This is a genomic window from Nakamurella sp. UYEF19, assembly GCF_040546275.1.
GTDB lineage: Bacteria > Actinomycetota > Actinomycetes > Mycobacteriales > Nakamurellaceae > Nakamurella.
The window spans coordinates 141,743-167,791 of record NZ_JBEPNO010000013.1 but is presented as its reverse complement, the minus strand read 5'-3'; the positions used below and the strand labels follow the sequence as shown (position 1 = coordinate 167,791).

The 26,049-nt window shown below is 68.9% G+C and carries 20 protein-coding genes; 11 read left to right on the top strand and 9 right to left on the bottom strand.

What is annotated here, in order from left to right; all coding sequences use genetic code 11:
* Positions 1 to 432: 432 nt before the first annotated feature.
* A complete protein-coding gene (locus ABIB25_RS18050; protein WP_354529864.1) occupies positions 433 to 1,098 on the bottom strand; it encodes an LON peptidase substrate-binding domain-containing protein in 666 nt (221 codons plus the stop codon).
* 157 nt (positions 1,099 to 1,255) lie between these two features.
* On the opposite strand from ABIB25_RS18050, the gene ABIB25_RS18045 reads away from it, so the two are divergent.
* Genes ABIB25_RS18045 through ABIB25_RS18035 form a run of 3 tightly spaced genes read left to right on the top strand, consistent with a single transcriptional unit; the run spans position 1,256 to position 6,119 of the window.
* On the top strand, positions 1,256 to 2,137 hold the full coding sequence (locus ABIB25_RS18045; protein ID WP_354529863.1) for a sulfurtransferase: 882 nt from the start codon (positions 1,256 to 1,258) through the stop codon (positions 2,135 to 2,137).
* A gap of 33 nt (positions 2,138 to 2,170) precedes the next feature.
* Positions 2,171 to 3,361, top strand: coding sequence for an acetoin utilization protein AcuC (locus ABIB25_RS18040; protein ID WP_354529862.1), 1,191 nt, complete (start codon positions 2,171 to 2,173; stop codon positions 3,359 to 3,361).
* The gene (locus tag ABIB25_RS18035; RefSeq protein WP_354529861.1) at positions 3,354 to 6,119 is read left to right on the top strand and encodes a bifunctional acetate--CoA ligase family protein/GNAT family N-acetyltransferase; all 2,766 of its coding nucleotides are present in this window, start codon (positions 3,354 to 3,356) and stop codon (positions 6,117 to 6,119) included. Before ABIB25_RS18040 ends, ABIB25_RS18035 begins: the two co-directional genes overlap by 8 nt.
* A 222-nt stretch (positions 6,120 to 6,341) precedes the next feature.
* Here ABIB25_RS18035 and ABIB25_RS18030 read toward each other — a convergent pair whose 3' ends face one another.
* The 4 genes from ABIB25_RS18030 to ABIB25_RS18015 all read right to left on the bottom strand — a co-directional run bounded on the left by ABIB25_RS18030 (position 6,342) and on the right by ABIB25_RS18015 (position 11,765).
* Positions 6,342 to 7,466, bottom strand: a complete 1,125-nt coding sequence (locus tag ABIB25_RS18030; RefSeq protein WP_354529860.1) for a sigma-70 family RNA polymerase sigma factor — start codon at positions 7,464 to 7,466, stop codon at positions 6,342 to 6,344.
* A gap of 316 nt (positions 7,467 to 7,782) precedes the next feature.
* A complete protein-coding gene (gene dtd, locus ABIB25_RS18025) occupies positions 7,783 to 8,208 on the bottom strand; it encodes a D-aminoacyl-tRNA deacylase (protein WP_354529859.1) in 426 nt (141 codons plus the stop codon).
* A gap of 28 nt (positions 8,209 to 8,236) precedes the next feature.
* Positions 8,237 to 9,748: a DUF7782 domain-containing protein gene (locus ABIB25_RS18020; RefSeq protein WP_354529858.1), complete on the bottom strand. Its 1,512-nt coding sequence runs from the start codon at positions 9,746 to 9,748 to the stop codon at positions 8,237 to 8,239.
* Positions 9,749 to 9,779: 31 nt separating this feature from the next.
* Positions 9,780 to 11,765: an APC family permease gene (locus tag ABIB25_RS18015; protein WP_354529857.1), complete on the bottom strand. Its 1,986-nt coding sequence runs from the start codon at positions 11,763 to 11,765 to the stop codon at positions 9,780 to 9,782.
* A gap of 124 nt (positions 11,766 to 11,889) precedes the next feature.
* Between ABIB25_RS18015 and ABIB25_RS18010 the strand changes: the two genes are divergently transcribed.
* From ABIB25_RS18010 to ABIB25_RS17985, 6 genes are all read left to right on the top strand, one after another.
* Complete coding sequence (locus tag ABIB25_RS18010; protein ID WP_354529856.1) at positions 11,890 to 12,483, top strand: HhH-GPD-type base excision DNA repair protein; 594 nt, start codon at positions 11,890 to 11,892, stop codon at positions 12,481 to 12,483.
* A 171-nt stretch (positions 12,484 to 12,654) separates the two neighbouring features.
* On the top strand, positions 12,655 to 12,999 hold the full coding sequence (locus ABIB25_RS18005) for a DUF3099 domain-containing protein (protein WP_354529855.1): 345 nt from the start codon (positions 12,655 to 12,657) through the stop codon (positions 12,997 to 12,999).
* A 65-nt stretch (positions 13,000 to 13,064) separates the two neighbouring features.
* Entirely contained in the window at positions 13,065 to 13,928 is an 864-nt protein-coding gene (locus tag ABIB25_RS18000; RefSeq protein WP_354529854.1) for an SCO6745 family protein, read from the top strand.
* Entirely contained in the window at positions 13,925 to 15,997 is a 2,073-nt protein-coding gene (locus ABIB25_RS17995) for a 2-oxoacid:acceptor oxidoreductase subunit alpha (RefSeq protein WP_502919844.1), read from the top strand. The genes ABIB25_RS18000 and ABIB25_RS17995 overlap by 4 nt, the downstream gene beginning before the upstream one ends.
* On the top strand, positions 15,994 to 17,103 hold the full coding sequence (locus tag ABIB25_RS17990; RefSeq protein WP_354529853.1) for a 2-oxoacid:ferredoxin oxidoreductase subunit beta: 1,110 nt from the start codon (positions 15,994 to 15,996) through the stop codon (positions 17,101 to 17,103). The genes ABIB25_RS17995 and ABIB25_RS17990 overlap by 4 nt, the downstream gene beginning before the upstream one ends.
* Positions 17,104 to 17,105: 2 nt before the next feature.
* A complete protein-coding gene (locus tag ABIB25_RS17985) occupies positions 17,106 to 18,359 on the top strand; it encodes an acetyl-CoA C-acetyltransferase (RefSeq protein WP_354529851.1) in 1,254 nt (417 codons plus the stop codon).
* Between the two features lie 23 nt (positions 18,360 to 18,382).
* Here the strand turns inward: ABIB25_RS17985 and ABIB25_RS17980 are convergent, their stop codons facing one another.
* Both ABIB25_RS17980 and ABIB25_RS17975 read right to left on the bottom strand, forming a co-directional pair.
* The gene (locus ABIB25_RS17980; protein ID WP_354529850.1) at positions 18,383 to 19,297 is read right to left on the bottom strand and encodes a carbohydrate kinase family protein; all 915 of its coding nucleotides are present in this window, start codon (positions 19,295 to 19,297) and stop codon (positions 18,383 to 18,385) included.
* Entirely contained in the window at positions 19,294 to 20,232 is a 939-nt protein-coding gene (locus ABIB25_RS17975) for a pseudouridine-5'-phosphate glycosidase (RefSeq protein WP_354529849.1), read from the bottom strand. Before ABIB25_RS17975 ends, ABIB25_RS17980 begins: the two co-directional genes overlap by 4 nt.
* A 118-nt stretch (positions 20,233 to 20,350) precedes the next feature.
* Here ABIB25_RS17975 and ABIB25_RS17970 point away from each other — a divergent pair, with 118 nt between their 5' ends.
* On the top strand, positions 20,351 to 20,593 hold the full coding sequence (locus ABIB25_RS17970) for a DUF3039 domain-containing protein (RefSeq protein WP_354529848.1): 243 nt from the start codon (positions 20,351 to 20,353) through the stop codon (positions 20,591 to 20,593).
* A gap of 82 nt (positions 20,594 to 20,675) precedes the next feature.
* Here ABIB25_RS17970 and ABIB25_RS29240 read toward each other — a convergent pair whose 3' ends face one another.
* Both ABIB25_RS29240 and ABIB25_RS17960 read right to left on the bottom strand, forming a co-directional pair.
* Complete coding sequence (locus ABIB25_RS29240) at positions 20,676 to 22,514, bottom strand: hypothetical protein (protein WP_502919843.1); 1,839 nt, start codon at positions 22,512 to 22,514, stop codon at positions 20,676 to 20,678.
* Between the two features lie 286 nt (positions 22,515 to 22,800).
* Positions 22,801 to 24,066 carry a YihY/virulence factor BrkB family protein gene (locus tag ABIB25_RS17960; RefSeq protein WP_354529847.1) on the bottom strand — a complete coding sequence of 422 codons (1,266 nt, stop codon included), beginning with the start codon at positions 24,064 to 24,066 and terminating at the stop codon, positions 22,801 to 22,803.
* 195 nt (positions 24,067 to 24,261) lie between these two features.
* Between ABIB25_RS17960 and ABIB25_RS17955 the strand changes: the two genes are divergently transcribed.
* Positions 24,262 to 26,028, top strand: coding sequence for a DEAD/DEAH box helicase (locus tag ABIB25_RS17955; protein WP_354529846.1), 1,767 nt, complete (start codon positions 24,262 to 24,264; stop codon positions 26,026 to 26,028).
* Positions 26,029 to 26,049: the final 21 nt, after the last annotated feature.

The following is a 26,049-nucleotide window of genomic DNA, read 5'->3' as shown; positions in this document are numbered from 1 at the left end:
CAGGCTGCACCGGTATGACGGCGCGCGGTACTACCGGTGCGGGCTGCGTCATACCGGTGCACGCGAGAGGTCGGCCAGGTCATACCGGTGGACGCGAGGGGTCGGCCAGGTCATACCGGTGGACGCGAGGGGTCGGCCAGGTCATACCGGTGCACGCGAGAGGTCGGCCAGGTCATACCGGTGGACGCGAGAGGTCGGCCAGGTCATACCGGTGGACGCGAGAGGTCAGCCAGGTCATACCGGTGGACGCGAGGGGTCAGCCAGGTCATACCGGTGGACGCGAGGGTCGACCAGGTCACACCGGCGGCCTCGCCCGGTCAGCTCGTCACACCGGTGGCGGCGTGAGACCGACGGCCACGCCCGGTCAGCCGCATCGTGCCACCAGCAGCGGAACCAGAAGGGGCGACCACACCAGGGCGCGCGGCGCAGGACTCAGTTGGTGCTGTACGGCGCGCGGGGCAGTTCGACCGCGGGTCGCATCGAGAACTGCTTGACCATGGCGACTTCACGGCGGAGGAACTCGAGTTCGAGGGTCAGGCGGGCGTCGGTGTCCTCGGCTGCGAGCAGGGCCTGCTTGTCGACGAGGTCCAGGATCATCCCGTCGGCGACGAAGAACGCCAGGTCTGACGGGTTGGCCGGCAGTTCGTCGCTCTCGTCGTCACTGCGAATCCCGCCCGCGTTGCGCAGATCGGACAGATACCGGGTGAACAGGCGTCCCACCTTCCCGGCCAGCGCGGGCGACAGGTCGGTCGACGGGTTCTTGAGCAGTTGCGCGGTACCGGTGAGCAGGTCGGACGAGGTGTCGACATCGCTGAGCCGGAAACGGCTCTCGCCGATCGCCAGGACGTCGTACCGACCGTCCTGATAGGCCTCGACCCGCTGCAGCACAGCGGTGCAACCGACGTCGTACAGGTCGGAGAATCCGTCGTCCCACGCTTCGCGTCCGGCCTTGATCGCGACGACCCCGAAACGTCGCCGCCCTTCGGACTGGTCGAGCAGTTCCGAGATCATCCGGCGGTAGCGGTGCTCGAAGATGTGCAGGGGTAGCAATCCACCCGGGTACAGCACCATCCCGAGCGGGAAGAGGCTCAGCGACAAAGGTTCCACTAGACCCAAGCTACTCGGGCATTCGGCGGTAGGTGTTTTGCCCGGGTCGCAGCAGCGGAGCCCGTCAGTCCACCGGAACGGGCCGAGGAGCGATCCGCGAACAGGGTCCGGCCGGCCGCTCGGAACGGCACGGAGGCAGGATGTCCCGGTGACCGACTCCAGAGAAATCCGTCCGCTGATCGACGCCGACGAACTCGCCCTGGCCGTCGGTTCGGCGGACCCGCCGATCGTGCTGGACATCCGCTGGGCCGCTGGCAAGGTGCAACGGGACGCGTATCTGGCTGGGCACATCCCCGGCGCGGTCTTCCTCGATCTCGATCGGGACCTGGCCGCACCACCCGGAGCCGGCGGGCGTCATCCGTTACCCGAACCGATTGCGCTGCAAACAGTATGGCGCCGGGTCGGAATTACCGGTGAGTCCGCCGTCGTGGTCTACGACAGCAAGGATTCCTCGGTCGCCGCACGCGCCTGGTGGCTCCTGCGCTGGTCCGGCCTGACCGATGTGCGAGTGCTCGACGGCGGTTTCGCGGGTTGGTCGCAGGATCCCGACCGGGCGATCGCACAGGGCGAGCGGCCCGATCCCGTGCCCGGCTCCGTCACGGTCACCCCGGGTGGCATGCCGGTCGTCGACGCCGATGGTGCCGCCGCGTTGGCGACCGGGACGGGCGTTCTCCTGGACGCCAGGGCCGCAGCCAGATATCGCGGCGAGATCGAGCCGCTGGACCCGATCGCCGGGCACATCCCGGGTGCAGCCAATCTTCCGCTCACCGATCTCCTCCACGACGACGGCACCTTCCTGGCGGCCGCCAGGATCAGCGACCGGATCGACGCCGCCGTCGGCTCGGACGGGACAGGTGACGTGGCCGCGTCCTGCGGATCCGGCGTCACCGCCTGCCATCTGATCCTTGCCGGGGCGCTCGTCGGCCGAAAGATCGCGCTGTACCCCGGTTCCTACTCCGGATGGCTCGCTCTCGGACGTCCCGTGGCGGTCGGCGCCGAACCGGGCGGCCACCGACACCTGACCTTCTGACGGGCGCGCAGGCCGGGCGGCTACTGTTGGTCCATGGCATCGCCGCTGGTCATCTGGGATCCGGCCATGCTCGGATACGACCTGGGCGGTGCCCACCCGCTGCATCCGCTGCGGTGGCAGCTGACCTGGGAGTTGTCCGAGCGGCTGGGAGTGCTCGAGGGAATCGACAGGTTCGCGCCCGGCGCTGCCGACGAGGATCTGCTCGGCACCGTCCACAGTCCTGCGTACATCGCTGCCGTGAAGGCGTCATCGGGGCCGCGCAACGGGTCTCGCCCCCCGCAGGCCTCCCGGCACGGTCTCGGTACGGACGACAATCCGATCTTCGAGCACATGCACGAAACGGCCTCCCTGATCGCCGGCGGTTCGGTCACGGCCGCCCGGGCGATCGCTCGTGGCGAGGTGGACCGGGCGGTCAACATCGCCGGCGGGCTGCATCACGCGATGGCGGACCATGCCTCCGGCTTCTGCGTCTACAACGACGCCGCGCTGGCCATCCGTGCGTTGCTCGACACCGGCGTCGGCAAGGTCGCGTACGTCGATGTGGACGTGCATCACGGTGATGGTGTGCAGGCTGCGTTCTACGACGACCCCCGGGTGCTCACCGTATCCATCCACGAGTCGCCACTGTCGCTGTGGCCGGGAACCGGGTGGCCGGCGGAGATGGGACGGGGCGCGGCGGCGGGCACCTCGGTGAACATCCCGATCCCGGCCGGTACCGGGGACGCGCTGTGGCTGAGGGCTTTTCATGCTGTCGTGCCAGGTGTGGTCAAGGCCTTCCGGCCGGATGTGCTCGTCACCCAGCACGGAGCCGACTCTCACGCCGACGATCCGTTGGCCGACCTCAACCTGTCCGTCGACGGGCAGCTCGCCTCCTATCGGGCGCTGCGGGAGCTGGCCGAGACGGCGGCCGGTGGTCGCTGGCTCGCGCTCGGTGGTGGCGGCTACTCCGTGGTCCGCGTGGTTCCCAGGGCGTGGACCCACCTGCTGGCCACGGTGGCCGACCGGGACATCGATCCGACGACGCCGCTGCCGCAGGGCTGGCTCGACCTGGCCGCGGCCGCCCGGCCCGGAATGGCCCTGCCCGGCAACATGTCCGACCACCGCCCGACGGCGTTCGAACCCTGGGAGACCGATGGCGGCACGGCCGTCGACCGGAACATCGCCGAGGTGCGCGGGTTGATCTACCCGCTCTACGGCCTCGACCCGTTCGATCCGCGTGACTGAGTCCCGCAGCTTGCCCGGGCCGGCCGACACCGAGACCGCCAACGCCAAGCCCGGCCATACCGGGCCCGGTCACGCCCAGCCCGCGACCGAGAACCCGGGGTACCCGCGGCACTGGGAGGCGGACGTCCTGCTGGCCGACGGCGGTGCCGTACACGTCCGGCCCTCGGCGGCCACCGACGGGCCGGCCATCGTGGCCATGCATACGCGGATGAGCGAGCGGACCCGTTACCTCCGGTATTTCCAGGCCGTCAACGAGCTGTCGCCTTCGCAGCTGGCCGTGTTCACCGCTGTGGACCACGTGAGCGCGGTCGGCCTGGTCGCGGAGTTGGGCGGCAGCATCATCGCGGCCGGCTCCTACCACCGTGACAAACGGAATCCGGACACCGCCGAGGTCGCGTTCGTGGTCGAGGATGCCCACCAGCGAAGGGGTCTCGGCTCGATCCTGCTGGAGCACCTCGCCGCAGCGGCACAGGAGCGCGGCGTCAAACGGTTCACCGCCGAGGTGCTGGGCGAGAATCAGTCGATGCTGCGTGTCTTCATCGATGCCGGCTATGCCGTGACGCGCGAGTTCTCCTCCGGTGTCGTCGATCTCGGGTTCGACATCATGCCGACCGATTCCTCGCTGGCGGTCATCACCTCTCGCGAGCAGCGAGCCGAGTCCCGTTCTATCGCCAGGTTTCTCGCGCCGCGATCGGTGGCCGTCATCGGGGCGTCGAACGAGACACGCAAACTCGGGCATGCGGTCCTGGTCAACCTGCTGCGCGCCGGGTTCACCGGGCCGGTCTATCCGGTCAATCCGGAAACCCTTTCGGTGCAGGGGGTTCGCGCATATCGATCGGTCCTGGAGATCCCCGATCCGGTGGACATCGCGGTGGTCACCGTTCCGGCCGCCTCCGTCGCCGAGGTGCTGGAGTCCTGCCGAGCCAAGGGTGTGCACGGACTCGTCGTGGTCACCGGCGGGTTCGCCGACGCGGATCCGCTGGGGGACAGCGGCGACGGGGCCGACGCGCAGCGCCGGATGGTCGCGATGGCCAGGGCCAACGGCATGCGGGTGCTGGGCCCGAACTGTCTCGGGGTGGTGAACACCGATCCGGCCATCCGGCTGAACGCCACCCTGGCCCCGGTGGTGCCACCTCCCGGCCGGGTCGGATTCTTCTGCCAGTCGGGTGCCCTTGGCATCGCGATCCTGGCCGACGCCGCCTCGCGCGGGCTCGGTCTGTCCTCGTTCGTCTCGGCCGGCAACCGCGCTGACGTCTCCGGCAACGACCTCCTGCAGTTCTGGCACGGCGATGACCGCACCGAGGTGGTCCTGCTGTACCTGGAGTCGTTCGGCAACCCGCGCAAGTTCGCGCGACTGGCCAGGACGCTCGCCCGCGCAAAACCGGTGATCGCCGTCAAATCCGGCCGTCACGCACTGGTGAGCCCTGGCTTGGCGGCCAGTTCGGCGGCGGTGTCCGACACGGCGGTCGCGACCTTGTTCGCGCAGTCGGGCGTGATCCGGACCGACACCCTCGGCGAGGCCTTCGACGCTGCGCAACTGCTGGCGCACCAGCCGATCCCGAGCGGTCCCCGGGTGGCAATCCTCGGCAATTCCACCGCTCTGGGCGTGCTTGCGCTCGACGCCTGCGTCGAGGCCGGCCTGACCGTCGTCGACGAGGTGCCGGTCGACTTCGGGGTCAGCGTCAGCCCGGAGGAACTCGGGAGCGCGGTGAAGATCGCCGTCGAACGCATCGACGTGGATGCGGTGGTGGTGGTCTACGTGCCACCCGTCGCCATCCCCGGGCAGGCCCACGCCGAGGCGTTGCGGACGGCCGCCGCCGGGTCACGAGTGCCGGTGGTCAGCACGTTCCTGGCCGTCGACGGTCTGTCCGACTCGCTCACCGTGCGGGCCGCGGACGGCGGGGCGGCCCGAGGATCGGTGCCGTCCTACCGCACTCCGGAACGCGCGGTTGCTGCGCTGGCCCACGCGGTGCGCTACGGCGCGTGGCTCGCCCGTCCACTCGGCAGCGTGCCGGTACTGGCGGGGGTCGATACCGCTGCAGCCCGCGAGCTGGTGGTGAATCTGCGACGCGACAACCCCGCCGACCGAGCCATGACGGACCCCGAGCTGGTCGAGCTGCTGGGTTGCTACGGCATCTCCATCGCCCTGTTCGACACCGCGGACAACCTCCCGGATGTCCTCGCCGCAGCGGACCGCATCGGATACCCGGTGGTGCTCAAGGCATTCGAGCAATCGGTCCGGCACCGGTTCGACCAAGTCGGTGTACGGCTGTCGCTGGGGGATGCGGAGCGCGTCCGCGGAGCGTACGAGGAGCTGGCGGCCTCGGGGATGACGCACGTCTACGTGCAGGCCATGGCCCCCCGCGACCGCGGCACGGTCCCGACCGTGCTGTCGATCACTTCGGACACGTCCTTCGGAGCACTGGTGTCGTTCGGCATCGGGGGCGTGGCCACCGAACTCCTCGACGACCTCGCCTACCAGGCCGTTCCACTGACCGACATCGATGCCGCCGATCTGATCAGTGGGCCCAAGGCCGCGCCGATGCTCACCGGATACCGGGGTGCGGAGGTGGTGGACCGGGGGGCGATGCTCGATCTGGCCCTGCGTCTGTCGGCCCTGGCCGATGACATCCCGGAGATCGGCGAACTGGTGTTGCAACCGGTCCTGGCCGGTCCCGCCGGCATCTGCGTCACCGGGGCGACCGGCCGGATCGGTCCGCCGGGCAGCCGACCTGACGTGCGTCGCCGATTGCGCTGAACAGCAACACTTCCCCGCACCGATCGCAGCACCTGCCACCCGGCACTCTGGGAACCCGCGCACTCTGGGAACCCGCGCACGTCGGGTAACCCCTGCACGGAGACTGCCGGACAGCGAGAGACCGGGCTCGCCTGGCGAGCCCGGTCTCTCCCGGTAGAACCTTTTCCGATGTACTGGCCCCAAAACGTCCACATCTCGACCCCGGCGCCCGGGTCGAAAACGTCAGCTGGCGTAGGCCCGCAGCGCATCCGACCGTTCGCCGACACGGAGCTTGGCCATCGAGTCGCGCTCGATCTGCCGAACCCTTTCCCGCGAGATCCCGAACACCCGGCCGATCTCGTCGAGCGTGTGGGGACGACCGTCGTCAAGTCCGTAGCGCAGTCGGACCACGGACTGCTCCCGCTCGTCGAGCGTGCGCAGCACCTTGTTGATGTCCTCGTGCATGAAACCGGCGACCACCTGAGCCTCGGCGGAAGTCGACTCCGAGTCCTCGATGAAGTCTCCGAGCGGTGCTTCCTCGTCGCTGCCCACCGGCATGTCCAGGCTGACCGGATCACGGGCGTGGTCGAGCAGATCGGCGATCTTCTCCTCGGGAATCCCGGACTCCTCCGCCAGTTCGGCCATCGTCGCGTCACGGCCGAGCTGCTGGTGCAGTTCACGCTTCAGCCGCGACAGCTTGTTGACCTGCTCGACGAGATGCACGGGCAGCCGGATGGTGCGGCCCTGGTCGGCCATCCCACGAGAGATGGCCTGACGGATCCACCACGTCGCGTAGGTGGAGAACTTGAAACCCTTCGTGTAATCGAACTTCTCGACCGCGCGAATGAGTCCGAGGTTGCCTTCCTGGATCAGGTCGAGCAGCGGCATGCCCCGCCCGGTGTATCGCTTTGCCAGGGAAACAACCAGCCGGAGATTGGCGACGAGCAAATGGTTGCGGGCCGAGGCGCCACCGCGGATGACGGCGCGGAGGTCCGCTTTGCGCTGGGCCGAAAGGCGGGTGGCGGTCTCCAGCTTGTGGGCAGCGAAGACGCCGGCCTCTATGCGCTTGGCCAGTTCCACCTCCTGCTCAGCCGTGAGGAGCGCGGTGCGCCCGATGCCGTTGAGGTACACGCGGACCAGATCGGCCGAGGGTCCCTGCGCGTCGAGATCTTCCGATTCACGCGACGTGGCAGCACTTCTCGGTGCCGAAACAGATGCAGCAACGGAACCGGCGGCCTTGGAGGCCGTCTGCGCCGAAACGCTTGCAGGCTTCAGCTCCACGACTGTCGTCGCCTCGGTTGGTTCGATGGCCATCTCGGATACCGGTGCGTCGATGACATCCGCGTGTACCGTAGGGGAGTCGGTCATGTTAATGCTCCCTTCATGACAGTTGTCGGGTCAAACCGCCCCGTGGGGCGCCGACATCAGTTCAAACGCCGTTGCGTTCCGTTTCGTTCCCAGTTCGTCACCGCAGACCTGACGGACGGCTTCTTCGGGCTGTGAATCCGTGTCGGCCGAACCGCTTCGACCCTGGAATACCCGTTCGTCGGGGTTCTGAACGTGCCCCGCGGCTCGGGGTGGTCCTGCGGTGTTGTCCTGAAGCCAACACCGGACGCCTCCGGTGGAGCCTGTGCCGGTGATGAGAACGGCATGAGAATGACCGCCGGCCGGTGAGACCGTCCTCTCAGAGGTCGACGACGACGGTGAATGGCCCGCCATTCACGCTGGCCAGAGCCATTTCTGCGCCGAAAACCCCGGTCGGGACGCGAGCCCCCAAACTACGCAATTCGGCGACGACGGCCTCGATCGACGGCTCGGCGACCGGTCGCGGGGCCGCCTCGATCCAGGTCGGCCGTCGTCCCTTCGCAGTATCGCCGTACAAAGTGAATTGGCTCACAATCAGAAGCGGAGCCCCGGTGCCCTGGCAGGACTGCTCCCCGCGGAGGATCCGGAGGCTGTGCAGCTTGTGGGCCATCTTGACGGCGACGTCGGCTGTGTCGGTGTGCGTCACCCCGACGAGGACCAGCAGACCCGGCTCCTCGATCGACCCGACAACCTCGCCGTCGACGGTCACCGATGCAGAAATCACCCGACTCGCGACCGCTCTCATGTTGAATCCTGGCCGATGGTGGAGGCGCTCACGCGTTGACCGGGTGCAGGAGTCCACGGGTGACGGCCACCCGGATGGTGGGCAGCACTGCCTCTGCAAGGGCAGCGAGATCGAGGCCGTGGGCGGTCGCCATCAGGTCGAGCAGCATCGCCAACGGCAGGTCCCCGGTACACCCCGCCAACAGCGCCTGACCCCACTCGTCCAGCTGGATGGTGGCGCCGGGTCCACCGGGTCGACGCAGCAACCGCAGCACCGTGCTCCATCCCTCGTGGCCTGCCAGCGAGCGTTGCTCGAGGATCACCGACGGCGCCAGCGCCAGCCGGGCCCCCAGCAGCTCGAGGTCCGAGGTCGACCGGAGCCAGTTCCGGCGGGACAAGAAGGCCGCCGCCTCGTCACCGGTGACCTCCTCGCCGGCGCCGGTGATCTCGTCGAGCACGACGTCCGGGTCGTCGGACCCGCTGTGCCGCAGAGTGATCATCCCCATGCCGATTCCGGCGACCTTCTCGGTCGCGAAGTAGTCGAGCCACGCCGACGCCGTCTCCGCTGCCTGACCGCCCGTCTCGCCCGCGTCCTTCAGCCACAGCGCGACGTACTCCGCCGGGTCTGCCATCTCCCGTTGCACCACCCAGGCGTCGCACCCGGTCGCGGCCACCCAACCACCGACCCGCTCCCGCCAATCGGCGTCCTCCCGGACGATCCAGTTGGCGAGCATCTGCGCGGTGCCGCCCGGCGTCAGGTGGTCGGGCATCCCGCGCACCATGGCCTCGCACATCCGGTCGCCGGCCATCCCCGAATCGCGGTAGACGTACTGCTGCACCCCGGTTCCGATGACGAACGGGGGATTGCTGATGATCAGGTCGAACCGTTGCCCGGCCACCGGTTGGAACAGGGAGCCGGGCCGCAGGTCCCAGCGCTGCCCGTTGAGCCGTGCGGTCGCTCCGGCCAACGCGAGGGCACGGGGGTTGGTGTCGGTGGCGACAACCGATCCCGAGTGCGAGAAGGCATGCAGTGCCTGGATTCCGCAGCCGGTCCCAAGATCCATCACCCGCTCGGCCCGCTCTCGGATGACAGCGTTCGCGAGGGTGATCGAGGCCTGGCCGATACCCAGCACGTGATCGTGACGCACCGGTCCCGGGCGGGTGTCCGAATCCAGGTCGGACACCACCAGGTACTCGTCGTCCTCGTCCGCGTGCGGCCGGATGTCGAGGCCGGCCCGGATGCCGTCGCCGTCACGCTCCAGAGCGCCGGCCGACACCGCCGCGTCGATGCCGAGCATCGGGAACGCCCGACCGACGGCCTTCTCGTCCTCGGTGGTGCCCAGCAGGAACAGCCGCACCAGGGTCGACAGCGCGGATCCGTCACGGGTGGCCCGGAACGCCGGCCACCGCTCGTCGCGGCCGAGCGCCCGGTGCGCGCTGGTGCCCAACAGCTCGGGCACACCGGTCGCACTGAAGCCGGCCGACCGCAGGTCGTCGCCGAGTCGGTCGACGAGCTCAGGATCCGTCAGCGGAAGTCGGGCAGCGGTCGGCTCTTTCGTCACAACGCCACAGGGTAGAGGGAAGGGGGACCGATCAGGCCACATGCACGGTCGGGCGCAACTCCCGGTCGGGTTCGGCCCGGCGCAGTACCTCCCGGGTGGTCGGGGCCACCTCGCCCTCCCCGGTGAACAGGAACCGGAACAGGTTCGCCACCGGGTTGCCCTCCGTCCATTCGAAATAGACGTTCGGCAGCACCCCGGTCAGGTCCCTGACGTGCAGCAGGAACGCGGCGATCGAGTTCGGCACCACCGGGCTCGTCATCAGGAGCACCTGGAATCCGTCCCGCTCGATGCCCCGGACGAGCAGATCGCTCTTGAACTCCGAGGCGTCGGAGACGGTGACCTCGAGGAAGATCACCGGTTCGCCGGCCGGGATGTAGTTGCTGGCCCGCTCCTCCCGCTCCTTGGCCAGCAGCGTGTGTTCCTCGTTCTCGTCCGGCTCGTGCGCGACGATGTGGATGGCGCCGTGGGACACCGCTGTCAGGTACCGGGTGGCCGCCTCGTCCAGCACGACCTGGTCCGTTCGGAGCTCGAACGCCCGACCCACCCGCGACCACAGCGAGACGACCAGGATGCCGAGGATGAACAGGCCGGCGATCCGCACACCGTCCGGCCGTTCGATGATGTTGAGCACCGTGGTGTAGACGAAGACCAGCGCGATGATGCCGAAGCCGATGGTCGACGGGGTCTTGCGCCGACGGTGGGCCGAGATCGTCACGGCGATGGCCGCCGACGTCATCAGCACGAGAACGCCGGTGGCGTAGGCGCCGCTCTGCTTGTCGACGTCGGCGTCGAAGACCCAGGTGACCAGGAAGGCGATCAGCGCGAACACCACGACCAGCGGCCGCACGGCCCGCGTCCACTCCGGCGCCATGCCGTAACGCGGCAGGTAGCGCGGCACCAGGTTGAGCAGGCCGGCCATCGCCGAGGCGCCGGCAAACCACAGGATGAGGATCGTGCTGACGTCGTAGAGCGATCCGAAGCCGTTCCCGAGGTACTCGTGGGCCAGGTAGGCCAGCGCCCGACCATTGGCCTGTCCGCCGGGTTGGAACTCCTTCTGCGGGATCAGCACCGTGGTGATGAAGCTCGTCAGCAGCAGGAAGACGCTCATGATGACGGCGGCGGTGGTCAGCAACCGGCGGGTGTTGCGGATCCGTCCGGCCGGATTGCTCTCGGTGTCGGACTTGTCGCCCTGCACCTGCGGCATGACGGCGACGCCGGTCTCGAAACCGGACAGGCCGAGCGCCAGCTTCGGGAAGACCAGGAGCGCCACGCCCACCATCGCCAGTGGGCTGCTGTGCGCCGTGGTGAGCGCGGAGCCCCAGTCCCCGATCAGCTCGCTCGACGTGAACAGGTGCGCCAAACCGACGACGGCGACGACGAGGTTGAGCGTCAGGTAGATGCCGACCAGGATGACGGCGATTCCGATCGCCTCGGCGAATCCGCGGAGGAACACCCCGCCCAGCAACGCAAGGAGCAGCAGGGTGATCAGCAGCTTGTGATCGCCCCAGCCGCTCGGTGCGTAGGGATTGCTCACCACGTGCTCGGTGGCGTCGGCGGCGGACAGCGTCATGGTGATGAGGAAGTCGGTGGCCGCGAACCCGAGCAGCACGAGCACGAAGAGCTTGCCGGCCCACCGGGGGAGAAGGCGCTCCAGCATGGCGATCGAACCCTCACCGCGAAAGCTCTCCTTGGCGACCCGGCGGTACACCGGGAGCGCCCCGAAGAGGGTCAGCAGGACGAGGACAAGGGTGGCGATGGGCGAGAGCACCCCGGCTGCCAGGGCCGCGATACCGGGTTGGTAGCCGAGGGTGGAGAAGTAGTCGACGCCCGTCAGGCACATCACCCGCCACCACGAGTTCTGATGGGTGGTACCGGCCTCCGTGCGGTGCGGTCCGGGGTGACCGGCCGCACGTTCGCTGAGCCCGGAGAAGAACCACGGGCGGAAGCCGGACCGGGGCGCAGGGCCGTCCTCCGGGCGGGGTGCCTTCTCTTGTCTGCTCTTCTCACCAGCGGCCATGCCGGGATGGTCGCACAGACTCATGACGGCCAAGGCCCGGAACGCGACAAGCCTGGGTGAAACCCTCGATGCGCTCGCCCGTTGCGACCCTGCGACACGGTCGCCTCTGTGGAACGCTGTCGAGATGACCGCCGAACGTCTGTACCTGACCGGCCGGACCGAGGCCGACGCGCTGTTGGCCCGCGACCCGAACGCGCTGCTGCTCGGCATGGTACTGGACCAGCAGATCCCGATGGAGAAGGCCTTCAGCGGTCCCGCGGTGCTGGCCGAGCGGATGGGCGGTCTCGACGTCCGCGCCATCGCCGATGCCGAGGCGGACACGTTCAAGGAGATCTGCTCGCGGCCGCCGGCCGTGCACCGCTTTCCCGGGTCGATGGCCGGCCGGGTGCAGAGCGTCTGCCAGGTGTTGGTCGACGAGTACCAGGGCGACGCCGCCAACATCTGGGCCTCCGTCGACACTGGCGCGGAACTGCTGCGCCGGATTGCCGCGCTCCCGGGCTTCGGCGCCCAGAAGGCAGGCATCTTCGTCGCGCTGCTCGGCAAGCAGTACGGCGTCACTCCGCCGGGCTGGCGGGAGGCCGCCGGGGCCTGGGGAGAGAAGAACAGTCGCCGCTCGGTGGCCGATGTGGTGGACCAGGAATCTCTCGGCGCGGTGCGGGCGACGAAGAAGGCAGCCAAGGCCGCAGCGAAGGCGGCCTCCTCGAACTCCGCAACCTGACCCCCCGTCCTGCATAGCTTGTCGGCCACGGATGGTCGAGGCGTTCGGAGTACCGTGAATTTCAGGTGAAGACACCAGCCCCGGCAGTCCGGGGTTGCCGGGACCACGTCGGAGAGCGATCCGGGCATCTGCAAGCACAGTGAGTCATTGTGAGAAATCGGAGCCAAGAACATGGCCAAATCCCCCCTGATGGACGGATCTCCGTCGCGGCGGGCGGAACCTGCGGTCATCACCCAGGCGGAGCCGTCCTACGACGAGCAGCTGGCCGCCCGGCGCAAGCGCTACCTGCTGACGATGAGCATGCGGTTCCCGCTGCTCATCCTCGCGACGGTGTTCTACCACCACCTCTGGCTCTCGATCCCGCTCCTGCTGATCTCGATCCCGCTGCCCTGGATGGCCGTCCTGCTGGCCAATGACCGTCCCGCCCGCCAGCGCGCCAAGAAGGTCGTGCCCGGTGTCATCAACTACGAACGTGCGCTGCCGCCGGGCCGCCGGGAGATCGTCGACAGCGAATAGCCGGGTCATCGGAAGATCTGGCCCCTGAAGATGTCTCGTTCCTCACGCGGGCATACGGTGTCGTGATGATCGACAGCGACGTCATCTCCAGGGCCAGCCGGTTGTTCCGGGCGACCAACTCGCTTCATTCCTGCGTCTACTTCTCACCTGAAGGCGATGAGGAGTACGTCGCGGTCGGGCTGCGGCCCGGGCGCATGGGCTACTTCGCCTCGCGGAGTGCGCCGATGGGCGAGGTGGGCCCCGAGGTGGTCGCTGCCACCTTCTACAACTTCAATCCCGAACTGGTCGCGAGGCACATCCCGCGCGCTTGGACTCTCGCGAGCCCAGCACAGATCCTGCAGGCCCGGTGGCGGGTGGCGGACCGCACGCTCCGCCGTCTGCTGGGGGACGAGGTCATCGAATCCGCCGAACTGGCGGCCGCCGCCGACGTGGCGCGACAGCTGGCCGCGGCGTGCACCTTCGAGGGCCGGCCGCTGGCCGCCGGACATGCCGGACTCGACTGGCCGACGGAGACCCACCTGGTCTTCTGGCACGCGATCACGTTGCTGCGCGAGCACCGCGGCGACGGCCACATCATCGCGTTGGTGCAGGCCGAGCTCTCCGGGATCGAGGCCTTGGTCACACATACCGCCACCGGCCGCGGTTTCCTGACGTCGGCGGCGAAGGCCCTTCGCTTGTGGTCGGACGAACAATGGGCGGAAGCGCAGGCGCGCCTGCGTGCGCGCGGTCTGCTGGACTCCGACGGCACGCTGACCGCCGCCGGTCTGAGACTCCGCGACGACATCGAGGCCGACACGGACCGACTCAGTGCGCAGCCGCTCCGCGCCGTCGACACCGAGCGGATCGACGGCCTCATCGCCTACGGCAAGACCCTGACCAGGCTCGCGGCCGGGGCGGGAGCCTTTCCCGCACAGGTCTTCGCACGTTGACGACGGACGTGGGTCCGGACCTCGGACGGGGCGGTACTCCTGGAAGTCGAGCAGCGAAAGCCGGCGCCAAGAGCGTCGAGACGCTGTCGCAGGTCGTCATCCGGTTCGCCGGCGATTCCGGCGACGGCATGCAGCTGACCGGTGACCGGTTCACCGTGGAGACGGCGGCCTTCGGCAACGGGTTGTCGACGCTGCCGGACTTCCCGGCCGAGATCCGGGCCCCTGCAGGCACTCTGCCGGGAGTCTCCGCCTTCCAGCTGCAGTTCGCCGACCACGCGGTGATGACGCCGGGCGACGCTCCGACCGTGCTGGTGGCGATGAACCCGGCCGCGCTCAAGGTCAACCTCGCCGATCTGCCCCGTGACGGCATGGTGATCCTGGACACCGACGAGTTCACCACGCGGAACCTGACCAAGGTCGGCTATGCCGCAGACCCGCGCCAGGACGGCACCCTCGACGGTTACCAGGTCCACGCCCTGGCTCTCACCTCGATGACGGTGGAGGCGGTGAAGGAGGTCGGGCTGCACCGCAAGGAGGCCGAGCGGGCCAAGAACATGTTCGCCCTCGGACTGTTGTCCTGGCTCTACCACCGGCCGTTGGAGGGAACCAGGCGGTTTCTGGAGGCGAAGTTCGCCCATCTGCCGGAGGTGTTGCGCGCCAACCTCATCGCGCTCGAGGCCGGCTGGTCCTACGGTGAGACCACCGAGGGTTTTGCTGTGCACTACGAGATCGCGCCCGCCCCGTTGCCCGCCGGTACCTACCGGACGATCCGCGGGAACCAGGCGCTGGCCTACGGTCTCGTCGCCGCCTCGCAGCGCTCCGGGCTCCCGCTGTTCCTCGGGACGTACCCGATCACGCCGGCCTCGGACATCCTGCACGAACTGTCGGCGCTGAAGAACTTCGGCGTCCGCACCTTCCAGGCCGAGGACGAGATCGCCGGTGTGTCAGCGGCCATCGGCGCGTCCTACGGCGGCGCGCTCGGTGTCACCAGTACCTCCGGGCCCGGTGTCGCGCTCAAGAGCGAGGCCGTTGGATTGGCTGTGGCGCTCGAGTTGCCGCTGGTGATCGTGGACGTCCAGCGCGGGGGACCGTCCACCGGGCTGCCCACCAAGACCGAGCAGGCCGACCTCATGCAGGTGATGTTCGGCCGCAACGGCGAAGCGCCGGTACCGGTCGTCGCGGCGTGTTCACCGTCGGACTGCTTCGACGCGGCGCTGGAGGCGGTGCGCATCGCCACCACCTACCGCACGCCGGTCTTCCTGCTCTCCGACGGGTACCTCGCCAACGGCAGCGAGCCGTGGCTCATCCCGGCGGTCACCGACCTACCCGACCTGACCGTGTCGTTCACCACGAAGCCCAACCACGGTGACGACTTCTGGCCCTACCAGAGGGATCCCGCGACCTTGGCCCGGCCGTGGGCGGTCCCGGGGACGAAAGGACTCGAGCACCGCATCGGCGGCATCGAGAAGGCCGACGGGACCGGCGCCATCAGCTACGACCCGGCGAATCACGACCACATGGTCAGGACCAGGGCGGCGAAGGTCGCCGGCATCGCGGCGAGTGTCGACCCGCTGGTCGTCGACGACCCGACCGGCGACGCCGAGATCCTGCTGCTGGGCTGGGGTTCCACCTTTGGGCCCATTGCCGGGGCAGTGGCTGCGCTGCGCTCGAAGGGGATCCGGGTGGCCCGCACCCACGTGCGGCACCTGAATCCGTTGCCCCGCAACATCGAAGACGTGCTGCGCGGCTACCGCCGGGTGGTGGTGCCGGAGATGAACCTCGGTCAACTGGCCCTGTTGCTCCGGGGGTTGTTCCTGGTCGACGTGATCAGCGTGAACCAGGTGCGCGGATTGCCGTTCCGGATCAAGGAGCTGGTCGGGGCCGTCGAATCCGTGCTGGACGGCACCTTCTCGCCCGCTCCGATCGGTACGGCCGGAGCCTTCGGCCGATCGACCATGATGGTGGGTGCGGAGACATCGACCGTGGGTGCGGAGACATCGACCGTGGGCGCGGAGACATCGACCGTGGGCGCGGAGACATCGACCGTGGGGACGGGGGAAACGAGATGACGGTCATCCCGACCGGGCCGATGGTCCCGCTGTCCTTGAGCGCGGTGCCGAGGGCGGAATCGAAGCAGACTGCGAAAGAATTCAAGTCCGACCAGGAGGTGCGCTGGTGCCCCGGCTGCGGGGACTACGCGATTCTGGCTGCGGTGCAGGGCTTCCTACCCGAACTCGGGTTGGCGCGGGAGAATATCGTCTTCATCTCCGGCATCGGCTGCGCCGCCCGGTTCCCCTACTACCTCAATACCTTCGGGATGCATTCGATCCACGGGCGGGCGCCGGCCATCGCCACCGGGCTGGCGGCGACCAGACCGGATCTGTCCGTCTGGGTGGTGACCGGCGACGGTGACGCCCTGTCCATCGGCGGCAACCACCTCATCCATGCCTTGCGCCGCAACGTCAATCTGAAGATCCTGCTGTTCAACAACCGCATCTACGGGCTCACCAAGGGTCAGTACTCACCGACCTCGGAGGTCGGGAAGAAGACCAAGTCCTCACCGATGGGGTCGGTGGACGCGCCGTTCAACCCACTGTCGCTCGCCATCGGCGCCGAAGCGAGTTTCGTCGCCCGCACCATCGACTCCGACCGCAAGCACCTCACCTCCGTCCTGCGGGCCGCCGCTGCACACCACGGGACCGCGTTGGTCGAGATCTACCAGAACTGCAACATCTTCAACGACGGCGCCTTCGACCCGCTGAAGGACTCGGCCACCCGGGACGACGTCACCATCCGGCTGGAGCACGGCCGGCCCATCACCTTCGGCGCTGACGGCGAGAAGGCCGTGATCGCCGACAGCACCGGGCGTCTCGCGGTGATCGACACCAACTCGCTGCCGCCGGGGGTCGAGCCGCTGGTGCACGACGCACACGCCGCGGACCCGACCCTGGCGTTCGCGCTGACCCGGCTCTCGCACCCGGAGACGTTGGCCGACACCCCGATCGGCGTCTTCCGGGACGTCGACCGGCCGACCTACGAGGACGGCATGTCGGCACAGATCGAAACGGCCATCACCAGGCAGGGCCATGGGGATCTCGCCGGCCTGCTGGCCGGGCGCGACACCTGGACGGTCGCACCGGCCAACCCGAAGATCACCGCAACCGAAGGGAACTGAAGATGCCTGAAGCCGTCATCGTCGCCGCCACCCGCTCTCCGATCGGCCGAGCGTTCAAAGGATCGTTGAAGGGCATGCGCCCGGACGACATGGCCGTGCAGATCGTCAGGGCCGCGCTCGACCAGGTTCCCGAGCTCGACCCGAACACCATCGACGACCTGCTTCTTGGCTGCGGATCACCCGGCGGTGAACAGGGTTTCAACATGGCCAGGGTGGTTGCCGTTGCGCTCGGACTGGACACCGTGCCCGGCGCGACCATCACCCGGTACTGCTCGTCCAGCGTGCAGACCACCCGGATGGCAATGCACGCCATCCGGGCGGGCGAGGGCCACGTGTTCGTCTCGGCCGGCGTCGAGGCCGTCAGCCGGGCCGTGTACGGCACCGCGGACAGCCCGCCGTACGACCCGATGGCTGACCCGAAGGCGCGAAACCCGTGGACCAACAAGACCTATGCCGATGCGCAGGGCCGTTCGGCGGCACGGTCGGCGGGCGGAGCCGACACCTGGCACGACCCGCGTGAGGACGGCGACGTGCCGGACATCTACATCGCCATGGGTCAGACGGCGGAGAACGTCGCCGGCCTGCGGTCCGTCAGCCGGGTCGAGCAGGACGAGTTCGCCTGCCGCTCGCAGAATCTCGCCGAAGCGGCTGGTGCGGAAGGGTTCTGGAAGCGGGAGATCACCCCGCTGACGCTTCCCGACGGCTCGGTGGTGGAGACCGACGACTGCCCGCGCGCCGGTACGACCCTCGAGGCGCTGTCCGGCCTGAAGCCGGTCTTCCGGCCGGATGGCACCATCACCGCCGGAAACGCGTGCCCGCTGAACGACGGCGCGGCCGCCCTGGTGATCATGAGCGACACCCGTGCCGCGGAACTGGGGATCACTCCGCTGGCCCGCGTGATCGCCACCGGTGTGTCCGGTCTGTCACCGGAGATCATGGGTCTCGGCCCGGTACAGGCCAGCAGGAAGGCGCTCGCCCTCGCCGGCATGACGATCGACGACATCGACCTGGTCGAGATCAACGAAGCCTTCGCCGCCCAGGTGATCCCGAGCTACCAGGAGCTCGGGATCGACCTCGACCGGCTGAACGTCAACGGCGGCAGCATCGCCGTCGGCCATCCGTTCGGCATGACGGGAGCGCGGATCACCAACACCCTGCTCAACGGTCTGCGGTCACGCGACAAGTCGATCGGGCTGGAGACCATGTGCGTGGGCGGCGGCCAGGGCATGGCGGTCATCTTCGAGCGTCTGAACTAGCAACCGGCGCTGCGCCGGGGCCTCTATTCGCGCGGACGCGCACCCACGTGGGCGGCGGCCGCGGTGCCGGCCGCAACACCGGCCTGGAGTGCCGTCAGCGGGTCGGCCCCGGCGAGCCAGGCTCCCAGCAGACCGGCGTTGAACGCATCGCCGGCGCCGGTGGAGTCGGTCTCGTGGATCTGCGGGGCGGGTGCGCTGACCCGGGCGTCCGCCGAGTACCAGGAGGCGCCGTGACGGCCGTGGGTGACGACGACCGCGTCGGCGACGCCGAGCACGGCCTCCACCCCGCCCAGCGCGCCGAGCTCGGAGTCGTTGGGCAGCAACAGGTCCACGCCGTCCACCCAGGACAGGAAGGTCTCGGCGCCGACGGACGGGATGTGGTTCGCCGCCTGCGGATCCACCGAGGTGGTCCACCCGGCCGCCCGCGCCAGGGCCAGGGCGGCCAGCCCGGCGGGTCGGGAACCGTTGTCCAGCAACACATATCCGGACAGGTGCAGGTGCGCGCGTCCGGCGACCTCGGGTAGCATCACGTCCTCCGGTGCGAAGGCGGCGTTCGCGCCGCGGTCGGCCAGCATGGTGCGGTCACCGTCGGGTGCCACCAGTACCACGACGCAGCAGGTCGGCAGGTGGGGGTCGACCGCGAACCGGCAGTCGACCCCGGCCGCCGTCAGTTCGGTGGCGGCGGTTCGGCCCGCCTCGTCCGCTCCGACCCTGGCGATCAGCGAGACGTCAACGTCCTGACGGGCCAACCAGGCGGCGGTGTTGCCGCCCGCGCCGCCCGGCGCCACGGCCACCGCGGCCCGGGTGTCCTGGCCGAAGACGACGGCCCCGGCGAGCTTGGCGACCACGTCGAGCCCGACATCACCGACCACCGTCACATGCGGGCGGGCAGCCGTGATACGCGCATCGGCCGAGCCGGCGTAGGGACGGGACGTCATGACGCGGAGGCTGCCTGTGCGAGGGTCAGGGAGAGAGCCACCGCGACCTGACCGGCCAGGGCCGCGTTGCCCAGGACCAGGTCGACGTTGACCCGCAGGCTCGCACCGTGCGTGGAACTGTGGAAGAACTCGAGCAGCCTCGGCGTGACGTCCTTGCCGGTCACGTGGTTCGCCTCCAGCAGGGCGAGCCCGGCGGCCAGCGTGCGGTCGTGCAGGTCGATGTCGAGCTGCTGATCGACCGGGATGGGGTTGGCCAGCACCACCCCGGCGCCGTCGGTGTGCAGCGCCCGGCGGGCGAGGACCACGTCTGCGGCCTGCTCCGGGGTCTCGACCCGCCACGGCACCCGGTAGCCCGAGTCCGACAGGTAGAAGCCGGGAAAGGCATCGGTCCGGTAGCCCAGGACCGGCACCGACAGCGTCTCGAGGTACTCCAGCGTGCCGGGGACATCGAGAATCGACTTCACTCCCGCGCACACGACGAGGACCGGGGTGGAGGCCAGCACGCCGAGGTCGGCCGAGATGTCGAAACTCTGGGCGGCTCCGCGGTGGACCCCACCGAGGCCGCCGGTGGCGAAGACGCCGATGCCGGCCCGGTGGGCGAGGGCCGAGGTGGAGGCCACGGTCGTCGCTCCGTCCCGATGCAGCGCCAGTGCGACGCCGAGGTCTCGGACCGAGAGCTTGGCGATGTCGTCGGATTCGCAGAGCCGGTCGAGGTCGGCGGGACCGAGGCCGATCCGCACCCGGCCGTCGAGCACGGCGATGGTGGCCGGCACGGCGCCCGAGGCCCTGACCTGCCCCTCGATCTGGTCGGCGATCCGCCGGTTGTCACCGCGAGGCAGGCCGTGGGCCAGGATGGTGGACTCGAGAGCGACGACGGGACCACCGCCGGCGAGCGCATCGGCTACTTCGGGCAGGATCTCGAGGTCCGCATTCACCCGACGATGGCATCATGGCAGGAGCCGCGGTGCCAAACCGGGTTCTTCGCCAGGCCGGGAAGGGTCGTGGTCGGCGGTGAGATGACCATCCGTCGGACCCACAGTTGAAGGACCAGCCATGACGTCGACCGAGGTACTCGAGAAGCCGGACGAGCTGACCACCGACAGCACCGGCAACGACATTCCCAAGATGTTCCACTACGTGCGCAAGGCAAAGATCGCCGAGAGCGCCGTGATGGGGAACATGGTGGTGGCGCTCTGCGGGGAGACCTTCCCGGTCACCAAGTCCCCCAAGCCCGGTTCGCCGGTCTGCCCGGACTGCAAGAAGATCTACGAGTCGATGCCCAAGGGCAAGGCCTGACCCACGCACCGAACTGCCGGCCCGCCCCGGATGGGGCAGGCCGGCAGCGAGGGAACCACGACGGGAGCGCGACAGCGCGCGATCAGTCGAAGCAGCCCTCGTTCAGGTTGAGGCTGATGGTGTGGATGGTGTCGTTGCGTAGCACCTGCCCGTCGCTACCGCGAGGTCCGCTCGAGGTCATCCAGTACTCGCGTGCCTGTGGGTACGGCTTGGTCGAGTCGGCCTGCGTGACGGCACTGATGACGTCGGGGTAGTCGGGACTGGTGCCGGTCCACGGGAACCGGTCGAGCACGCTGCCGACCGTTTGGCCGACCGCGATGCCGTCACCGGTCCGGATGTTGTGCTGCGGCGTGATGAAGGACAGTGCTGTGGTGCCCTTGTTGAAGGTGAAGCCGGCACCCTCGGTCGTGGCGAACCAGCAACCGCTCGGGTTGCCGCTGGCGTGCTGCACGTTGAGTTGCGGGTACACGGCCTTGGCCTGCGCCGCCGTCATGCCCATCGTGAAGGGACCGTAGCCGTTCGGGCCGAGGATGGTCGGTTCCGTGCCGCCGCCGATGAAATATCCGGCCACGTCGGCGATCTCGTCGGTGGATCCGGTCGAGTTGTTGCTCAGGCTGATCCAGCCGTATGAGTCGACCGGAACGATGACCAGGTTGGGCACGTTCTGCGCCGCCTTGAAGTTCAGGTTCGACGCGTAGGGCTTGGCGACACCCGTCGGGTAGGCGACCAGGTTGCCCGACGCCGAGGCGCCGGTGGCCGTCACGTTGACCACGACCGCGCTCACGCCGATGGCGGGTACCCCGCCACGGCCGTTCACGTGGATCCTGGTCTCGCCGCCGGCAGCGGCGCGATGGCTACCACCCTGACCGCTGCGGGTGTCCAGGATGCGTGACGGTGCGAGGGCGCGGAAGACACCGGTGGAGGGTGTGCTCCCGGCCAGGAAGTAACCCTGGACGTCGGCGATCAGGTGGGTCTGGCCGGCCGAACTGTTGATCAGCTCGATCTTTCCGCCGCTACCGACCGGAACGATGACCAGGTTCGGCACGGTCTGCCCAGCGACGAAGTTGAGGTTGGAGGCGAAAGGCCGCGAGGTCCCGGTCGGATAGGCCGTGATACTGCCCGACGCGGTCGGGGCGGTCACGGTGACGTTCAGGACGACCGCGCTGACACCGGAGGTCGGGACACCGCCGCGGCCGGTCGCCTGGACGCCGATGGTGCCCTGGGCGGCCACCTTGCCGGAGACGCCGATGTTGTTGCGGGTGTCCAGGACGCGGGCCGGTGCCAGGGAGTGGAACGTGCCGGGGGCGAAGACCTGGCCGGCTCGGAAGTAGCCCTGGACATCCCCGACGAGCTGGGCCTTCCCACTGGAGGTACTGGTCATCTGGATCTTCCCGTCCGAACCGACCGGGACCGTCACCAGATTCGAGACCGTCTGTCCTGCCACGTAATTGAGGTTCGACGCGAAGGGGCGGCCGTGGTGCGACGGGTAGACGGTGATGTACCCGCCGGCAGTGGGTGCGGTGACCGTGACGTTGATGACGACGGCGGCCACTCCGCTTCCCGGGACTCCGCCGTGCCCGGTGACCTGTAGGTCCACGGTCTGATTGGCCCCGACCTGACCATGGCCACCGAGGCCGGTGCGGGTGTCGAGGATGCGGCCGGGGGTGAGGGCGGCATAGGTCCCGCCGATCACCGGTGAGTACGTGGCCGGCGTCGATGCCGCTGTGACATCAGACGCTGTGACATCAGACGCTGTGACATCAGACGCTGCGACATGAGGGGCAGCGACATGAGGGGCTGACAGTACGGCCGACGCCTGGGCCGGGGTGGCAGCCAGGCTCGTCAGGCCGATCGCGCAGAGAACCGAACCGACAGCGGCGAGATACTTCCGCCGGGCCGGGAAATGCCGAGCATTCGTCATGTTTGATCCTTTCGGGAATACGTCGGCTGGCTTGCGGACCCGTACTGGTTATTGATTCGGCTCCGGAAGGACAGGCGCGCCAATGATCCGTCGGGCCGGCGAGGGAAATTTCGACGAATGGCGCCATTCATCGCCGGAGATCTACATCGCCGGAGTCATCTCGTGGAGGTCGAGCGGGGGTTCGCGCGGCAATCATGGCAGGAGCGGCCGTGTCGACGCCGGGTTTTGGGAGAATCTAGTTGCCTGCGCGAATCACCACGCGGCGAAGTCACCCGGATGGCCCAGTTCAGGCCTGGGGATCGACTGCCGCAGCAGCGTGCCTCTCAGGGTCGTATCGCTGCCAGCGCCGAATTTCTCGTTTCGTGCGGCGTGGCGGGTAGTACTCCAGCAGCGCATTGTTGAACTGCGCTCCGATGATGATCGCCATGGCCACGAAGTAGTAGAAGAGCAGGAAGGTGATCGGCACCGCAAGGGCGCCGTAGGTGAGTCCGTGCGTGTAGACGTAGGCCAGGTACAAACGGAGCCCGAAGCTGGCCACCAGGAATACCAGCGCAGCCAGCAGCGCGCCCGGTATCCCGCGTTTCCAGGCATGTCGATGTTTTGGGGCCAATTTGTACAACGTGGTCAGCAGCAGCACCAATCCGATGACCAGTCCGGGGTAGTAGGCGATCCCCACGATGGTTCGCACCTGCTCGCGCCAGTTCTCCGGGAACAACTGCGGTAGCGCGTCGGGACCGATGGCCAGCAGGGGCAGCAGGAACACCCCGGCGATCAGCGCGGCGAGGTACAGCCCGAGCGCGAAGAACCGTTCGGCCACGGGGTGGCGGACCTCGTGCTGGCCATAGGCGATGGTGATCGACTCGATGAAGGCGCTCATCGCCGAGGACCCGGCCCAGAGGCTGATCAGGAAGCCGACGGAGACGACGTCGGCCTGGCCGTTGTTCAGGATGGTGTCCACCGTCTTGCCGACCAGGTTCTGCGCCACCTCCTCGTTGAAGAGGCCCCGGAGGAACAGATCGATCTGCTCGCGCACCTTGATGATGGTGTCCGGTCCGAACCAGTTGGCCACGAAGCCCACCGACCCGAGCAGGGCGAGCAGCAGCGGCGCAGTCGACAGCGCCGACCAGAAGGCGGCCTGCGAGCTCATCCCGAAGAGCGAATCGGCCCAGGCCTTCGACAAGGTGCGGCCGGCGACCTTGCGCCAGCGATGCCGCACCCGGACGACGGTGCCCGGATCGACCGGGGTGACGCTCTCGCGAACCAATGGCCCGGTGGCGTGCCGATGCCAGGGAACGGTCAGGTTGTCGGCCGGCGAGGGGGCCTGGTGACCGGGATCGGGTTGCGCGAAGTGGATGGCCACGGTGGCGCTCGTCGACGAGCCGTTGACAGGCGCGCCGTTGGCGGGTTGATCGAACTGCTCGCGCTGATCGAACTGCTCACGGCGATCCTGCGCCGGACCGGCGACCTGGCCGGAGACGGCGTGCAAGGACTGCGCGGGCGGCCGGCGAGGGAGTTGTCTCCGCTCGTCCTCAGAGTGGCTGGCACTTCTCACCCCCCGAGCATGCCTGTTCGCCGCCCGGTTGCGGGAAAGGACATCCCAGAACGCGACGAAGTTGTGACACTTCTTGCGCCGTCGGCGTGCGGTGGCGGCGATTGTCGGGGGGCGCCGGTAGCCTCGACCGGACCGGTGTTCGACCCCGGCGCGGTGTTCGGATCGGTTCGAGAGCGACGGGTGGGGGAGCAGGTCATGGCCTTCGTCCCGATCGGCGTGGATCCCTCGCGTCTGCGTGCCTGGCAGCAGGAGGCGTTGGCCTCCTACGAGGCGGCCGGCACCAGGGATTTCCTGGTCACCGCCACCCCGGGCGCCGGCAAGACCACGTTCGCCCTCGCCGTCGCCGGTCGGCTGCTGATCAGCCGGGTGGTCGACCGCATCATCGTGGTGGCGCCGACCGACCATCTCCGGACGCAGTGGGCCGACGCCGCCGCGGCGGTCGGCCTGACCCTCGACCCGACGATGACGAACGCGCAGGGTCCGGTGCCGGACGGGGCGCACGGATACGTCACGACGTACGCGCAGGTGGCCGGCCGGCCGATCATCCACGCCGCCAGATCCGGCCGGAAGCGCTCGCTGGTGATCCTCGACGAGATTCACCACGCCGGTGACGGTCTCAGCTGGGGCGAGGCGATCGCCGAGGCCTTCGCCGACGTGCACCGGCGGCTGTCGCTGACGGGTACCCCGTTCCGGACCCGCGCCGACGAGCGCATCCCGTTCGTCGGATACGAGATGGACGGCGACCTGCTGCGCTCGATCGCCAATTACACCTACGGGTACCGGCAGGCGCTGGCCGACACCGTGGTCCGCCCGGTGGTGTTCGCCGCCTACACCGGTGTCTCCCGCTGGCGGAACAACGCCGGTGAGGTGGTCGCCGCCTCGCTGACCGACGCCGGTACCAAGTCGGTCGAGGCCGCGGCCTGGAAGACGGCCCTCGACCCGTCGGGTGGCTGGGTGCCGCACGTCATCGCCGCGATGGACGAGCGGATCACCCACCTGCGTGCCACCGGGATGCCCGACGCCGCCGGCCTGGTCCTGGCCAGCGACCAGGACGACGCCAGGGCGTACGCCGGGGTGGTCAAACGGCTGACCGGCGAGCAGCCGATGCTGATTTTGTCCGACGACCCCAAGGCCTCGAAGAAGATCGAGGAGTTCCGTACCTCCACGCGCCGGATCGCGGTCTGCGTGCGGATGATCTCCGAGGGCGTCGACGTCCCGCGGGCCGCCTGCCTGGCCTGGATGACGAGCTACCGGACGCCGCTGTTCTTCGCGCAGGCCGTCGGCCGCGTGGTTCGTGCGCGCGGCATCAACGAATCCGCCACCGTCTTCCTACCGGCCGTCCGGCCGCTCCTGACGTTGGCTGCCGAGATGGAGATCGACCGCAACTACGTGATGGCGCCGCCGCCCAAGGGCACAGATGACGACGAAATGGCCCTCGACATGCCTGCGCCGGAGCCGGCCGAGCGCGAGGTGTCCGAGTTCGAGATGCTCGACTCGCAGGCTGAATTCGCGCACGTGTTGCACTCCGGTCGTGCGGTGACCGCAGCGCCGCTCGTCGGCGGCCCCGTCAGCGAGGACGACGAGGCCTACCTCGGCCTCCCCGGACTGCTCACCGCCGAGCAGACCGCCGCGGTGCTCGCCCGCCGCGACTCGGACCTGCGACGCCGGGTCGACACCGCCGCGCGCAACCACCAGCTCGGCGGGCCGGACCTGTTCGGCATCGAGGGCGCCGTCGTCGTCCCGAACGCCGACGGGCTCTCGGACGGGCACGCCGGCTGGCGTGCCGCGGCGGAGCTCCGCCGCGAGGTCAACCAGCTGGTCGGCCGGGTAGCCGCCCGCACCGGGTCACCGCACGCGCAGGTGCACTCGCAGATCCGCCGCGCCGTCCCCGGCCCGCCGTCGGCCGCTGCGGCCGCCGAGGTGCTCGAGCGACGCCGTGACCACCTGTTGGGCATGCTCTGAGGTTGGACGACTTCCGACCCG

Bases quoted from the DNA above. Each gene is read 5' to 3' on its own strand.
- ABIB25_RS18040 (WP_354529862.1), top strand. From the start codon at position 2,171: ATGGCATCGCCGCTGGTCATCTGGGATCCGGCCATGCTCGGATACGAC.
- ABIB25_RS18030 (WP_354529860.1), bottom strand. From the start codon at position 7,466: ATGACCGACTCCCCTACGGTACACGCGGATGTCATCGACGCACCGGTA.
- dtd (WP_354529859.1), bottom strand. From the start codon at position 8,208: ATGAGAGCGGTCGCGAGTCGGGTGATTTCTGCATCGGTGACCGTCGAC.
- ABIB25_RS18015 (WP_354529857.1), bottom strand. From the start codon at position 11,765: ATGGCCGCTGGTGAGAAGAGCAGACAAGAGAAGGCACCCCGCCCGGAG.
- ABIB25_RS18010 (WP_354529856.1), top strand. From the start codon at position 11,890: ATGACCGCCGAACGTCTGTACCTGACCGGCCGGACCGAGGCCGACGCG.
- ABIB25_RS18005 (WP_354529855.1), top strand. From the start codon at position 12,655: ATGGCCAAATCCCCCCTGATGGACGGATCTCCGTCGCGGCGGGCGGAA.
- ABIB25_RS18000 (WP_354529854.1), top strand. From the start codon at position 13,065: ATGATCGACAGCGACGTCATCTCCAGGGCCAGCCGGTTGTTCCGGGCG.
- ABIB25_RS17990 (WP_354529853.1), top strand. From the start codon at position 15,994: ATGACGGTCATCCCGACCGGGCCGATGGTCCCGCTGTCCTTGAGCGCG.
- ABIB25_RS17985 (WP_354529851.1), top strand. From the start codon at position 17,106: ATGCCTGAAGCCGTCATCGTCGCCGCCACCCGCTCTCCGATCGGCCGA.
- ABIB25_RS17980 (WP_354529850.1), bottom strand. From the start codon at position 19,297: ATGACGTCCCGTCCCTACGCCGGCTCGGCCGATGCGCGTATCACGGCT.
- ABIB25_RS17970 (WP_354529848.1), top strand. From the start codon at position 20,351: ATGACGTCGACCGAGGTACTCGAGAAGCCGGACGAGCTGACCACCGAC.
- ABIB25_RS29240 (WP_502919843.1), bottom strand. From the start codon at position 22,514: ATGACGAATGCTCGGCATTTCCCGGCCCGGCGGAAGTATCTCGCCGCT.
- ABIB25_RS17955 (WP_354529846.1), top strand. From the start codon at position 24,262: ATGGCCTTCGTCCCGATCGGCGTGGATCCCTCGCGTCTGCGTGCCTGG.